This window comes from Pollutimonas nitritireducens (assembly GCF_002849615.1).
In the GTDB taxonomy this organism is placed as follows: Bacteria; Pseudomonadota; Gammaproteobacteria; order Burkholderiales; family Burkholderiaceae_B; genus Pollutimonas; species Pollutimonas nitritireducens.
This window is the reverse complement of the sequence record NZ_PDNV01000001.1, coordinates 391,725-405,954: the sequence shown is the minus strand read 5'-3', so window position 1 is coordinate 405,954 and position 14,230 is coordinate 391,725. Positions and strand designations below refer to the sequence as shown.

The window sequence follows — 14,230 nt, the reverse complement described above, 5'->3', positions numbered from 1 at the left end:
TCAAGACGACGGACTAAACGGACGCCGCCGAGGTCATCGTTGCAGGATCGAATACTGATACAGGCCCTTTTGGCTCAAAAGCCTCGATGCCGGCGCGTATGAGATCCGTTCCTATGTCCAGCGCCCAGGCGGCAGCCACAGCGGCCAGCAAACTCGATGTTTGGCCGCCGCATTGGCCCTTCTGGCTCATGGGCACGCTGGCTGTATCGGTCAACAGAGTTTCTTTGTCGGCGTGGGCCAGGATTATTTGCGAGGAGCGGATGAATACGGCCCGCCCGCCCTGTTGCCGGTGGGACACCAGAACGGACGATTCCGAATCCAGACCATAGAAAACCACTTCGCCATCACACAAAGTAGCCATATCGGCGACTGGCGGATCATCGGCATTCAGAACCGCGACGCCGCCCGGCAGCACCACATCGACTTGAGTACGCAACACCCTGGCCATGTATTCCGGATCAGAAACGTAGAACTCGGGGAATGTCTCGTTGGGATCAAGATTGGTCACTATGCCAACTTGGCAGCGATCATAGGCGAGACCTTCGCTGAGAATACTGCGGCAGCCATTTTCAATGACGGCGGCCTGGACCGCCCGATTCATCAGCACGCGACGCCCTGCAGCCCAGTTGGCGCCATCGGTCTTCTGCACGTGGCGTCGAGCGAAAAACAGCCCGTCGCTGCACGCGAGCCCGGTGTACTGGCCACTGAGCTGCAACAAGTGGGCCACCAGCCGCGCTACGGTAGTCTTGCCCCGGCTGCCGGAAATTCCGACAATCGGAATGTGACCGGTGTCGCCATCGGGAAACAGGTGGTCGACAATCGCTTTGCCAACCGGACGCGGCTCGCCCGCAGCCGGTTTCAAGTGCATCAACAAGCCAGGTCCCGCGTTCACTTCGACGATCGCGCCGCGCTGGACCTCGAGGGGTCGGGAAATATCCTCTGCCACCAGGTCAACGCCCGCAATGTCCAGACCAATCACGCGAGCCGCCAATGTGACGGTCGCGGCCACGCTCGGGTGCACCACGTCCGTGACATCGATCGCGACATTGCCGTTACGCTGGATCAGTACGCGTGTACCCTCTGCTGGAATAGACTCGGCATCCAGACCTTGGCGCGCAAGCTCCAGCATGGCCGCCGAGTCCAGTCGTATGAAATTGAGCGGCTGGTCTTCACTGCGCCCCCGGCGGGGGTCGGAGTTTAACTGACTTTCCATCAGCTCACGCACCGTCTGCATGCCGTCACCCACAACCGTGGCGGCATCGCCCCGAGCCGCAGCCACCATCCGGTCGCCCACCACCAGTAATCGATGTTCGTCGCCCTGGATAAATCGCTCGACTACGACGCCACTGCCTTCATGGACAGCAATAGCGTAGGCCGTTTCAATTTCCGCCCGGGACATCAGGTTGGTGAACACACCCCGGCCATGGTTGCCATCGCGAGGCTTGATCACGACAGGCAGTCCGATCGATTCCGCGGCATCCCAGGCTTCTTCCAATGTATCGACCAGAAGCCCTTCAGGCACCGGCACGCCGCAAGCGCTCAGCAGGCTCTTGGTCAAGTCCTTGTCGCGGGAAATGCTTTCGGCAATGGCACTGGTGCGGTCCGTCTCTGCTGTCCAGATACGACGCTGGCGGGCGCCATATCCCAACTGCACCAGATTCGCTTCGCTCAGTCGGATAGTGGGAATATCGCGGTCATCCGCCGCATCGACGATACAGGCCGTACTGGGGCCCAATCGCAACGTTTCGGCCAGTTCCCGCAAGTGATCGATGGCAGCCTGAACGTCGAATTCACGGTCTTCGATGGCCGCCATCACCAGATCACGACCCGCATAAAGCGCCGCCGTGGTGACCGACTCATGCCAGGCGCGCACAATCACTTTGTAGACACCCCGCATAGGGGTTTCCCGGGCGCGACCCAGTCCACCGGGCATGCCCGCCAGACTCTGCAACTCCAGCGTGACGTGTTCAAGGATATGAGCTGGCCATGTTCCCTGCCTTAAACGCTGCAGGAAGCCGCCGCGTTCACCGACGCTGCATCGATGTTCGATCAATGACGGCATCCATGTACTCAGGCGTTCATAAAAGCCGGGGATGGTATTGGACGGAAAATCTTCAAGCTGGCCTATATCGACCAAAGCCTCGATAACGGGGCGGTAGGCCCAGATATTCGGCCCCTGCAAAGACATCATACTGATGAATTCTATGTATTTCTTTTGCATCGAGAATGGAAGAAGATGTTGCGAGAGGACATTACCGTGAGTGAAGCGTATTTAACGGCAAATCGTGCTTCAAGTGTTTGCAATTCGTATCCAATGAGACGAAAATTGCAAAGCGAGACGCAAAAAAACGACACTGTCAATTCATTTCTTCACCCCCAGGCCACTGCAACGCGACAATAACGCCCCGTCCCTTACTCAGTGTGCCCACCAGCCCGCGAATCGCCCCAAATCAATGAAGATACAAACAAATGATATCGGTCACGCCCTTGATGACCTGCCTGCACCTTGGCACGCATCGCTGGTTGACCGGCTCGCCGACGGGGAAACCGTGGTTTCATGGTTGATAGTGGATCTCGATACCCACCTGAACTTTGCGCCCACCGTCCTGGTGATAACCAACGTGCAAGTACTGGGCCTGGGGGCCAGCCAGACCGAATGGCAGACGTGGCCATATCGGTCCGACCTGGAACTGCGCCACCACGATCATGCAGGCATCGGCACACTTGAGCTGCACGATAACGCGGCACGCCTGGCAGTCTGGCGCTATACCCTCGGGCACAACGCTGCCGCGCTGCAGTGGGTTGCGAGTTTTGAGCGCCAGCGCAATCTGGCGCTGGGCGTCGCCCCGCCGGTCCTGCGTGAGGCTGAAGCCCATGCCGCCAGCACGACGCACACGGACTCACCGCCCTCCACGTGGGCACTGCTGCGTTTGTGGCGCTTTGCCAAACCCTACCGGCTGCTGTTGCTCACAGGTTTCCTGTTGACTCTGGCTTCCACGGCTGCCGCACTGGTGGCTCCCTATCTGACCATGCCGCTGATGGACAAGGTCCTCATTCCCTTTCAAAATGGGGTACCCATAGATTGGAATCTGGTCCACCTCTACCTTGGAGCCTTGCTGGCCTCTTCGTTGCTGGCATGGGTATTGGGCTGGGCGCGTACCTACATCCTTGCCTGGGTCAGCGAACGCATTGGCGCCGACTTGCGCACAACCACCTATGAACATCTGCAAAAGCTCTCATTGCAGTACTACGGCGGCAAGCGTACGGGCGACCTGATTGCGCGGATCGGCTCTGAATCTGACCGCATCTGCGTCTTCCTTTCGCTGCATCTGCTTGATTTTGCCACCGACGTGCTGATGATCGTGATGACAGCCGCCGTCCTGATTTCCATTAATCCGTGGCTTGCGGTGGTCACGTTGATCCCCCTGCCCTTCATCGCGTGGCTGATTCACCTGGTGCGGGATCGCTTGCGTCGCGGCTTTGAAAAAGTGGATCGCATCTGGTCGGAAATCACCAATGTATTGGCCGACACGATCCCGGGCATCCGCGTGGTCAAGGCCTTTGCCCAGGAACGTAGGGAAGTCTCGCGTTTCAGGGAGGCCAACAACCGCAACCTGGTCGTCAATGACCGTGTCAACCGGATCTGGTCGCTGTTCTCGCCCACTGTCACCTTGCTGACTGAAGTCGGATTGCTGGTTGTGTGGGCGTTCGGTATCTGGCTGGTGTCGCACAACGACATCACCGTAGGGGTGCTTACCGCTTTTCTCACGTATATCAGCCGCTTTTATCTGCGGCTCGATTCCATGAGCCGCATCGTATCGTTTACACAAAAAGCCGCCGCTGGTGCAAAACGCATCTTCGATATCCTGGACCATGTGTCCAGCGTCCCAGAAGCGGCCAACCCTGTTCATATCGAACATGTGAAGGGACGCATCGAATTGCGCAACATCGGCTTTCGTTATGGCAACCGCGCCGTCGTGCGTGGCATCGACCTGGACATCGCGCCCGGCGAAATGATCGGGTTGGTCGGCCACAGCGGATCAGGGAAAAGCACACTCGTAAATCTAATCTGCCGTTTCTATGACGTATCGCACGGAGCCATACGCCTTGATGGCGTCGATATTCGCGCACTGCCAATTTCCGAATACCGGCGCAACATCGGGCTGGTGCTGCAGGAACCATTTCTGTTCTTCGGCACGATTGCTGAAAACATTGCCTATGGCAAACCGGATGCCAGCCGACAGGAAATCATTGCCGCGGCGCGCGCCGCCAATGCGCATGAGTTCATTCTGCGCTTGCCCCATGGCTATGATTCGCTGGTGGGCGAGCGCGGCCAGGCCCTGTCCGGCGGCGAACGCCAACGCATCTCGATTGCCCGCGCCTTGCTGATCGATCCGCCCATTTTAATACTCGACGAAGCCACCTCGTCGGTGGACACCGCGACCGAGAAGGAAATCCAGAAGGCGCTGGATAATCTCGTGCGCGGACGCACGACCATTTCCATCGCACACCGGCTAAGCACGCTGCGCCAGGCCGACCGTCTGGTGGTGCTGGACCGGGGAGAGATCGTGGAAGTGGGCAAGCATGACGAACTCATGGCCCGGAATGGACACTATTTCAAGCTGCACCAGGCCCAGGCAGCGCAGCAGGCGGAAATCAGCGACGGCTGGGACGACGACACAGAGCAAGGTACACCATGACGACCCCACACTTTCAGCTTGGCCGAGATCCGCATGGGCGGCTGATCCTGCAAATCGATGGGCGTCTCCATGACACCATTGTTCCGGTGCGCAGCTTTCCCATTTCGGCAGCCAACGAAGGGATTGCGCTGGTCGGTCCCGACGGTTCGGAGCTTGTCTGGATAGACAGCATGGCTGATTTGCCCGCGGACACGCGCGCGCTGCTGGAGGATGAGCTGTCGAGCCGTGAATTCATGCCCGAGATAAAGCGGATACGACACGTCTCCAGTTTCGCCACACCCAGCCGCTGGCAAGTGGAAACAGACCGGGGAGTCGCCACGCTGTTGCTCAAGGCCGAAGAGGACATCCGCAGGCTTTCCGCAAGCACGCTGCTGATTGCAGATGCGCATGGGGTGCAATATCTGATACGCGATGTGCCTGCCCTGGACCGAATCAGCCGGCGCCTGCTCGACCACTTTCTGTGAATCAGCAATCGAAGACGAGCTCGCCGGTTCCAGGACGCACGCGCCGCACGCACTCGCGCGTCGTGTCTATGCATCCGCCATCGCCATAAACCCCGCGAGGGTCGCGCAGTCTTAGCATTCGGCTCACGATACGATCAACTTCGTCCGGGTCTTGGAGGGACTGCGCCACTCGCGCATCAACCACATCATCGTCCACCAATAGTTTGCCGTCGGCCGTGCGATATGTGGCGTTCCGCCAATGGAACAGTTCCACACACTTGGAGCGCAGCGTGAAGGGTTGATCGCGCTTCCAGAAATTGGTAAAGAAACCGTCGCCCAGATAAAACACCCACGAACCCTCATAGCCTTCGACATTGGATGACTGCTCGTCGGGGTTGCGAAACCATAAACGGTCGCCCGGCACGTAATAGCGTGGCGGCAGTGGATCCTCCATGGATCCATATTCGTGCAGGAATACATCGTGAAACTGCCCCGACATGACGGCTCGCGTTTGCCATTGCCGTTGCAGTTGGGCGAGGACGGCTGGATTGCACGTAGCCAGTTCCTGCGCAATGCTCAGTAAAATAACGTACTCAGTCGCCCGATAACATGAAAAAGAATAGAGCTTGCCAGAACGATCCGGCTGGGTGGTTTTCTGCAGCGCTTCAATCAGCGGCTTGCCAGGCTTCAGCGTAAAGCCGCTGGACAATTCGTAGTTCCAATACTCCTCGGGGCGCTCAGCATGTTCCGTATCAAAGGCCAGGGCCGTCACGCGCGCGTTCCGGACAATATTCCGGCGAATGTTGACCGCCGACACGAACTCGTCGAAGCTGGGGTAATCGAAGCGCAGGGGACTAGCCAGCAAGGCCAGCACGATCTCGCGGTCGAGGTCGTCAGGGTCCCTTTCTGTGGACAGCCTCAACTGCTGGCACAACAAGGTCGTATCGAACTGTGGCGTGTAGCGCTGAGCAAAATCGTCGGTGATCCTGACACCAACACCGTTGCCTTCATCGGCAAGATGTACGAATCGCCGCAAGTCCAGCTTGTCCAAATAATCCATCAAGCGTTGCGATCCGCTATCACTGTCACGGCATGACAGATGAATCCCGCAGATGGGTATCGTGACGGGGCGACTTACCATACTCATTCGGGTTCTCTTCAAGTGGGGACGCGGGATCGGATTGGCCGGAAAGCGCAATATTACCCCCAAAAATCCCGGATCAGCGATCGAATATTTCGCTAATCGCCTTGTAGGGAATGGCCTCTTCGGCAAAGTCGAACGTTCCGTGCTCGCGCATCTCTTTGGCTGCGCGCATGAAGGCGCCCAGTGCCGCGCGGCTGAGCGCACTGCCTACACTCACCCGTCGCACGCCCAAGTCCTGAAGCTCGCCCAATCCCAGGCTTACGCCTTGCAAACCCATTACGACGTTCAGCGGGCGATCAACGGCCCCCAGCACGGCTGCGATCTCATCCTTGCTGGTCAAGCCGGGAGCATACAGAACATCGGCGCCAGCCTCCTGGTAGGCCTGCAAGCGTTTTATAGTATCGGCCAGGTCGGGGCGACCATTGAGATAGTTTTCCGCACGCGCCGTCAGGGTGAACGGAAATGGCAGCGCGCGCGCCGCCTCGGCTGCGGCATGGATACGCTCGACGGCAAGGCCGATGTCATAGATGGGCATATCCGCTCGTCCGCTTGCATCTTCGATGGAACCGCCCACGGCAGCCGCCTGGGCCGCCCGGCGTATGGTTTCAGCCACTGTGCCGGGATCGTCGCCGAACCCGTCTTCCAGGTCTGCGCTGACAGGAAGATCGGTGGCTGCAGCAATGTCGGCCACATGGGCCAGCATGCGTTCGCGACCGACGCGGAAGTCCGGCAGACCCATGGTGAAGGCGTATCCGGCGCTTGTTGTCGCCAGCGCGGGAAATCCGAGGTAAGCCAGTAGCTTTGCCGTGCCCATATCGAAAGGATTGGGAATGATGAAAGCGGATGTTTGCTGGTGCAATGCCCTGAATGCACGCCCCTTTTCTTCCTGTGTGGCCATGACTCCCCCTGTCGGTGTGTCGGACGATCAGCGTTTGAGCGGCTCGCCTGGTCCGACCCGATCCACGATGATCCGGTAATGCTCGGGGCGGCGATGGCGGGCGAAATCGAACACGTTCTTCCTGAATGTCTCCGCCAACGCCAGATCGGCATTGAAGGTAATGACCTCATCGTCTTCGGTGCTAGCCTGCGCAACAATCTCGCCCGTGGGCGCCACGATGACCGAACCGCCTATCATATGGTGGCCATCTTCATAACCGCATTTTGCCGCCGCTGCCGCCCAAACGCAATTTTGATAGGCGCTGGCCTGCAGGGCGATAAGGTGATGGTGCATTCTAAGGTGGACAGGCTCCGGCCAGTGAATGTTTTGCGACGGCGTGTTGTAACCCAGCACGACCACTTCAGCGCTTTGCAAAGCCATGACGCGCCAAGTCTCGGGCCAGCGCCGATCATTGCACAAACACATGCCCATTTTCGTGCCTTCGACATTCCACACTCCGAAGGTTTCGTCTCCGACATCAAAGTATTTCTTCTCCAGGTGCTGGAAGGGAGCGTCGGGCTTGTGATCGTCATGGCCGGGCAAATGGATCTTGCGGTATTTGCCGATAATCGTGCCCGACTTATCGACCAATATCGAGGCATTGAAGCGTTGGCCATCGGGAGTCAGTTCGGCATAGCCCAGATAAAATCCGATTCCCAGATGCCTGGCTTCGTCGAATAGCGGCTGAACGTGGCTATTGGGCATGGCCGCTTCAAAATAACGCTCCTCGGCCTCTTGCATCGACATCCAGTAGCGGGGGAAAAACGTCGTCAGTGCCAGTTCAGGAAAAACCACGAAATCGGCGTCACGGCCATGGGCCTCCCGCAACATCTCGATCAGACGCTTCACGACGCTGCCCCGGTCGTCGGCCAGATTCACCGGACCCATCTGAGCGACGGCCAGGCCGACTTTACGGTGAGATCCACCCATGGCAATTCCTTTTTATAAATGAAACACCAAGCATGCCTATAACTGCTCCAGCCGTAAACCTTCCGCCGGTCAGACGCGCCGCCCCGGCCTTAGGTGACTAAAGTCCAAAAAAGCCTTATGCACCTTGCACTTGGCCGCTTATTACAGCTGTTCCGCGCAAATTTCGATAGCCCCGGGTTATGGCCCGGGATCAAAGTTTGATGACTTCTTCATCAATGACTTTTTTGACAGCATCCAGCAGCCGTCGGCCCAGCAAAGGGAGCGGATCGACATTGGAGTAGGTGGCCCATATGGTCAAGCCGTCGACCGAAACCGGCTTTACTTCCAGATAGGGCAGGATTTCGGCAGGCAAGCTCCATAGATCCACCAGGGCGATGCCGAGTCCATGTGTCACACATGAAACGGCGCTTGATGGCGAGTGCACCTCGATGGTGTTCCGTGGATGCCTGACCTCCCCGAAAAAGTCGCTCAGCATCCGCCCGGCTGGCGCATCCGCCGGATAGCCGATCCACGGATAGCGCGTCACGTCGTCCGGATATACGATGTCCAGGTCTCCAAGGGGATGACCTTTCTGCGCAATGCACACGATGGACGCCGTACCCAACGCAATCGAGGTCAACGAGGGACTGTCGGAGGGCTGTAGCGAAATACCCAAATGAGCACGCCCGGCCAGGAAGTGGCCCACCATCTGGTCGAAGGTGGCCGTACGAAAATTCACTTTCGCGTGCGGGCTTTTGGCGTAGAGATGTTTCAGGGAGCAGGGAATCAAACGCCGTCCGAATGTCGCACTGCTGACGAGCTTGAGAGTGCCGGAGCCCTTCTCGCCCAGGCTTACGGCCAGGTCATTGACCGATTGAATACCCTCGTAGATTTGTTCGACCTCCATAAACAAGCGCGTAGCTTCCGGTGTCGCGATGAGTCGCGCCTTGACCCGGTCGAACAGCAAATAGCCAAGACGGCTTTCCGTCAGTGCCAATACGCGGCTAATAGCCGGTTGAGATACATGCAGCATGCGCCCCGCGGCGCTGATGGAACCCGTGACCATAATCGCCCTGAAGACTTCAATCTGTCGCAGGCTCATGGGTACCCGGGCGGTCTTGCGCTGGTGGTCCCGCAGGCTGGGCAGGGAGTAGTCCGATGGTGGCAAGTTGGGCATCAATATATCAAGGTTATGGGTTAGGCATATATTTGCATGAATATGTTGGGCGAATAGAGTGATAGTTTGTCGCTTTCATCGTTAACCAGGGACTAAACATGCAGACCAATTCGATCTTCAAGGGTATTACCATCGCCGCCATAGGACTCGGAATCGCCTCCGCCTCGCACGCTGAAAGCATGTACCCCGAAAAACCGATCAAGTTTATCGTGCCGTCGGCAGCCGGTGGGTCACCTGATGTGCTGTCGCGCGTTATCGCGACCGCCATGTCAAAAGACCTGGGCCAGTCGATCGTTGTAGAAAATAAACCGGGCGCCGCGGGCAACATCGGCATCGTGCAACTGAAAAGAGCGCGCAATGATGGTTACACGATAGGCTATGGCAATATCAATACCCTTTCGGTGAACCAGGCGTTGTTCAACAAGCTGCCTTACGATGTCAACAAAGACCTCGCACCGGTCGGCCAGATGTTCAGTATCTACAACGTGCTCATCATACCTGCCGGGTCGCCCGCGCAATCGGTCGGCGACCTCATCAAGGCAGCAAAAGAAAATCCCGGCAAACTGTCGTACGGCGCCTCCGGCGTAGGAACAACCGGCCATATGGGAGGCGAACTGTTTAAAAGCCTGGCCAAGATCGATGCCCTTTTCATCCCCTACAACAGTGGACCCGCTGCACTGCAAGACCTGGTTGGTGGTCGCCTCGACTACATGTTCTCAAATTCCTCCGAGGCCATCCCCTTGATCCAGTCCGGCAAGGTACGCCCGCTGGGCGTAAGCAACTCAAAACGTCTCGCTTTGCTGCCTAAGGTACCCACAGTGGCCGAAGCCGGCGTCACCGGTTATGAGACTGTGTCCTGGGGCGGAATTGTTGCGCCCGCCGGCACGCCCCCGGAAGTGATCGCCAAACTCAACAAGTCGCTGCAGAATGCCTTGAACGACGAAGACGTCAAGAACTCACTGGCGACCTTTGGCGCTGACGGCTCGTACAGCACTCCCGACGAGTTCAAGAGTCTGATAGCCAGCGAAGCAAAGAAGTGGACATCCATCATCGAAGATGCCGGCATTCCCAAACTAGATTGATAAGGCGGTGGCTATGCCAACAGATTTTATTATTTCAGGCGCCACCCTGGTCGATGGGACAGGCGCCCCCCGATTTCGGGCCGACGTCTGCGTGTCGGGCGGGTTAATTCAGGAAATTGGCCAATTCGACAAGGGTGATGGCGTCCTCGTGAACAAGGCCGACGGCCTGGTTCTGACGCCTGGTTTTATCGACTCCCACACTCACGACGACGGCTATTTGCTGGCACATCCTGACATGAAGCCGAAGGTCTCGCAAGGGGTCACCACGGTCGTCACCGGCAACTGTGGCATCAGCCTTGCGCCGTTGCCTCCGGGCGGCGCTGTGCCGCAGCCACTGGACCTCCTGGGTCCGCCCGAACTTTTTCGGTTCAGGACGTTCGCCGCATGGATTGCTCAGCTACGGGAAACCCCGGCCGCAGTGAATGTTATTCCTTTGGTAGGCCATACAACCTTGCGGGTTGCCAGCATGGCCGACACAGAACGCGCAGCGACACCATCGGAAATCGAGGCCATGCGGCATCTGCTCGCCGAAGCACTGGATGCGGGCGCCTTCGGGATGTCTACCGGCACGTTCTACCCGCCGGCATCGCACGCACCCACCAGCGAAATCATTCAGGTCGGCGCGGCCATGAAACAACGAGGGGGTCTATACGCCACGCATTTGCGCGACGAGGCCGACCATATCGTTCCAGCCATGGAAGAAGCGCTTGAGATTGGCCGGGCCCTGGACAGCATGGTCGTATTCTCGCACCATAAATTGGCAGGCAGCAAGAATCATGGACGCTCAAAGGAAACACTGAAGCTGATCGAGGATGCGGGCAAGCACCAAGCCGTATGCGTCGACTGCCACCCGTATCCCGCGACATCGACCATGCTGCGCCTGGACCGCGTCATGATATCCAAACGAACCATGGTGACGTGGTCCAAAGGCTACCCTGAAGCGGCAGGCCGCGACTTTGCCGAAATCATGCAAGAGTTGGGACTGGACGAACAGGGCACGATGGACCGTCTGATGCCTGCTGGGGCAATCTACTTTCTCATGCATGAAGACGACGTGGCCAGGATCATGGCGCATCCAATGACCATGGTCGGGTCCGACGGCCTGCCGTTCGACTCGCATCCGCACCCCAGACAATGGGGCACATTCACCCGCGTACTGCGCGCCATGGTACGCGAACAGCAACTCATGACGCTGGAACAGGCCATACATAAGATGACAGGCTTGGCCGCGAGCAACTATGGCCTCGAGAAGCGCGGTCTGCTTCGGCCCGGCTATTTTGCCGATCTGGTGTTGATGAATGAAGCGCTGGTCACCGACCGTGCCACCTTCGAGGCTCCTATACAAACAAGCCAAGGCATACACGGTGTATGGGTGAATGGTGAAGAGGTCTGGACAGGCGCCGATGTTTGCGGCAACCGCCCTGGACGCGTCCTGAGCCGCCTGTCGTTGGATCGACATTAGACGGCCAGGACGACAGCTTCCGGAGCATAGAAGCGTTCCAGCACGGAAAGCGCCAATGCATCGATCGAATCCGTCAACACAAGGCCAAACTCAGCGCGCCGATGGTGTGGCACTGCCAAGGGCAGTTCCGTGCATCCCAGCACCACCGCCTGGGCGCCCCGCCGTTCCAGCGCGGCAATCCCGTGCGAAGCTGGGGCAAACGCCGCGTCGACCCGATTGGCTTTTACGGCACTGATGGCCGGTACGCAGCTGGCCTGCATTTCGGTCTGCGAGGGGACTACCGGATCGTAGCCCGCTTGGATCAAATATTGCTGATAGAGGCCCAACTCCAGGGTGGCCGGCGTACCCATGATGCCGATTTTGCCACCTCGGATGCCCTGTCGGTGCAGATCTTCGACGACACACTCCACGATGTGCATCACAGGCACGGTGACTTCCGATTGAAGGGAATCGAACCATAAATGGGCTGTATTGCAGGGAATGGCAATGCAATCAGAACCAGACCGCTCTAAAAACCGCATTCCTTCCAGCATGGCGGGCAAGGGATCTGTGCCGCCATTCAATCTTGACGAGGAGCGATCCGGTATGCGCGGGTCGTTGCGCAGCAAAACCGGAATATGCTCCTGATCAGTGCGCGCAGGCGTCAACTGGGCAAGGCGGTAGGCAAATGAGGCGCCCGCCAATGGTCCCATACCGCCGAGAACGCCCAGCATTCTGCCCCCGGGGTTCCAGACGGGACTCTTTAGCATTGCATGCATTTCAATTTCCATTCATTCGCAGGCGGAATCATGGATGCCGTGTGGCTGCCTGCACGTGCCAGCATGCGCGTATGTCGCGTTGTCCGCAACTGGAACCGGCACGTTGGGCAACTGATCCGAAATTTCTCCGGCGGCGCAACAAGCTCCTGATTTTGAAAAAGAAACTGAGGCCTTTGACCGGCTTTCCTTTTTACCCCGCATAACCCAGAATTATGAGGAGTCCTCGAATATTGATAGGTCCCGGCACCAGGAAGCAACCGCCATACCATCAAGATCGCGTGGATGCACACCCAATCAGCGCTATCGGGACCCATCCATACTGATCGTCGATCCCAGCTTTGCAAAATATCGCATCTACAGCAGCACTGTCGAGCAGGTGGCAACAGGTATGCGTTGGGCCGAGGGGCTCCGCGCCAATGCCAATTATGCAAACGGCAACGCGCGCGATCGGCAGGGTCGCCTGGTTAGCTGTGAGCATTCCGTCACTCGGCAACGGCGCGCTGGACGGATCGACCGCGGCTCGCGACTGCCAACGAACGACGCATCGTTTTCATACTGCTGCGGCGTGCGATTTATGATGCGACGCCATCCGGACGCAAAGCTCGAACGCTTGTTGAAGTCCTTCGATATTCGCTTTTCCCTGTCCTGCGATATCGAAGGCGCTGCCACTGGCCGACGTCACCACTGGCACCGGCAGGCCGCCGTGCAAGGTGACACCATGATCGAAACCGATGAGTTTCATCGCAATCTGCCCCTGATCGTGAAACATTGAGACGACGGCATCGAAATCGCCCCGGCGAGCCGCAATGAATACAGTGTCAGGCGAGAACGGGCCGCGGGCGTCCAGCCCCAGCATCTGAGCCTGCTTGATGGCTGGCGCAATCACTTCGATCTCCTCCATCCCGATTGAACCGCCGTCACCGGCGTGCGGATTCAGTCCAGATACCGCAATGCGCGGTTTGCCAATACCCGCCTGGCGCAACGCCTCATCGACGATTTTCACGGCCTCGCAAATGCCTTCCTGCGTGATGAGATCGGCAACCTCGCGTATTGGTACATGCGATGTGACGCGTGAGGTCCATAGATCGCCGGTGATGTTGAACTCGGAAACAAAGCCATGTACCTGTAAGCGGGCTTGTATGTGACGCAGCTCGTCTTCTTCGGTCAGCCCGCCCAGTCGCAATGAATGCTTATTCAGCGGCGCAAAGATGATGCCATCGACTGCGCCCAGCTTGACGGCGTCAAGAGCCATTTCCAATGCCAGAAACGAGGCTCGTCCCGCTTCGAACGTGGATTGGCTCAGCGCAGGCGACTTGCCCTGCAACCAATCGTGGTGAAGCAGTGTGACCCGGCCGGCCTCGTATCGGACTTCACCGAGGTCGGTTACGTTCAGGGTATCCAGTTCAACACCGGCAATGCGTTGCGCATCGGCAAGCATGACTGGGTCGGTGATCAACAGCAAATCCGCTACCGCCCGGTTCTGCGCCCGCGCCAGAAGCTTGACAGCCATTTCAGGACCGACGCCGGCAGGGTCGCCCAGCAGGACGGCGAGACGAGGACGTTTGATGCTCATGGGTTTTCCTTTGGAATTGCATTGAAACGCATGGGCCGTAATCGG

11 protein-coding genes and 1 pseudogene are annotated in these 14,230 nt (G+C 58.2%); 5 read left to right on the top strand and 7 right to left on the bottom strand.

The features are described 5' to 3' along the window. Window positions 1–13 precede the first annotated feature (13 nt). A complete protein-coding gene (locus tag CR155_RS01935; protein WP_102068302.1) occupies window positions 14–2,221 on the bottom strand; it encodes a cyanophycin synthetase in 2,208 nt (735 codons plus the stop codon). A gap of 232 nt (window positions 2,222–2,453) precedes the next feature. Between CR155_RS01935 and CR155_RS01930 the strand changes: the two genes are divergently transcribed. Then, window positions 2,454–4,700 carry a cyanophycin metabolism-associated ABC transporter gene (locus tag CR155_RS01930; protein ID WP_102068301.1) on the top strand — a complete coding sequence of 749 codons (2,247 nt, stop codon included), beginning with the start codon at window positions 2,454–2,456 and terminating at the stop codon, window positions 4,698–4,700. After that, on the top strand, window positions 4,697–5,164 hold the full coding sequence (locus CR155_RS01925) for a cyanophycin metabolism-associated DUF1854 family protein (protein WP_102068300.1): 468 nt from the start codon (window positions 4,697–4,699) through the stop codon (window positions 5,162–5,164). The genes CR155_RS01930 and CR155_RS01925 overlap by 4 nt, the downstream gene beginning before the upstream one ends. A gap of 1 nt (window position 5,165) precedes the next feature. Here CR155_RS01925 and CR155_RS01920 read toward each other — a convergent pair whose 3' ends face one another. The 4 genes from CR155_RS01920 to CR155_RS01905 all read right to left on the bottom strand — a co-directional run bounded on the left by CR155_RS01920 (window position 5,166) and on the right by CR155_RS01905 (window position 9,310). Beyond that, window positions 5,166–6,290, bottom strand: coding sequence for a TGL-type protein-glutamine gamma-glutamyltransferase (locus CR155_RS01920; RefSeq protein ID WP_102068299.1), 1,125 nt, complete (start codon window positions 6,288–6,290; stop codon window positions 5,166–5,168). Window positions 6,291–6,363: 73 nt separating this feature from the next. Then, window positions 6,364–7,185: an isocitrate lyase/PEP mutase family protein gene (locus CR155_RS01915; RefSeq protein WP_102068298.1), complete on the bottom strand. Its 822-nt coding sequence runs from the start codon at window positions 7,183–7,185 to the stop codon at window positions 6,364–6,366. Between the two features lie 27 nt (window positions 7,186–7,212). Next, complete coding sequence (locus tag CR155_RS01910; protein ID WP_102068297.1) at window positions 7,213–8,154, bottom strand: N-carbamoyl-D-amino-acid hydrolase; 942 nt, start codon at window positions 8,152–8,154, stop codon at window positions 7,213–7,215. Between the two features lie 190 nt (window positions 8,155–8,344). Beyond that, entirely contained in the window at window positions 8,345–9,310 is a 966-nt protein-coding gene (locus CR155_RS01905) for a LysR family transcriptional regulator (RefSeq protein ID WP_102068296.1), read from the bottom strand. A 98-nt stretch (window positions 9,311–9,408) separates the two neighbouring features. Here CR155_RS01905 and CR155_RS01900 point away from each other — a divergent pair, with 98 nt between their 5' ends. Both CR155_RS01900 and CR155_RS01895 read left to right on the top strand, forming a co-directional pair. Next, entirely contained in the window at window positions 9,409–10,392 is a 984-nt protein-coding gene (locus CR155_RS01900; RefSeq protein WP_102068295.1) for a Bug family tripartite tricarboxylate transporter substrate binding protein, read from the top strand. 13 nt (window positions 10,393–10,405) lie between these two features. After that, window positions 10,406–11,854: an N-acyl-D-amino-acid deacylase family protein gene (locus tag CR155_RS01895; RefSeq protein ID WP_102068294.1), complete on the top strand. Its 1,449-nt coding sequence runs from the start codon at window positions 10,406–10,408 to the stop codon at window positions 11,852–11,854. Here the strand turns inward: CR155_RS01895 and cuyB are convergent. Then, window positions 11,851–12,612 carry a cysteate racemase gene (cuyB, locus tag CR155_RS01890; RefSeq protein WP_439650404.1) on the bottom strand — a complete coding sequence of 254 codons (762 nt, stop codon included), beginning with the start codon at window positions 12,610–12,612 and terminating at the stop codon, window positions 11,851–11,853. The genes CR155_RS01895 and cuyB overlap by 4 nt on opposite strands. Window positions 12,613–12,901: 289 nt before the next feature. On the opposite strand from cuyB, the pseudogene CR155_RS20965 reads away from it, so the two are divergent. After that, window positions 12,902–13,141, top strand: a pseudogene (locus CR155_RS20965) (SMP-30/gluconolactonase/LRE family protein); the annotation flags it as partial. 21 nt (window positions 13,142–13,162) lie between these two features. Here the strand turns inward: CR155_RS20965 and CR155_RS01880 are convergent. After that, complete coding sequence (locus tag CR155_RS01880) at window positions 13,163–14,185, bottom strand: 4-hydroxythreonine-4-phosphate dehydrogenase PdxA (RefSeq protein WP_102068293.1); 1,023 nt, start codon at window positions 14,183–14,185, stop codon at window positions 13,163–13,165. Window positions 14,186–14,230 lie beyond the last annotated feature (45 nt).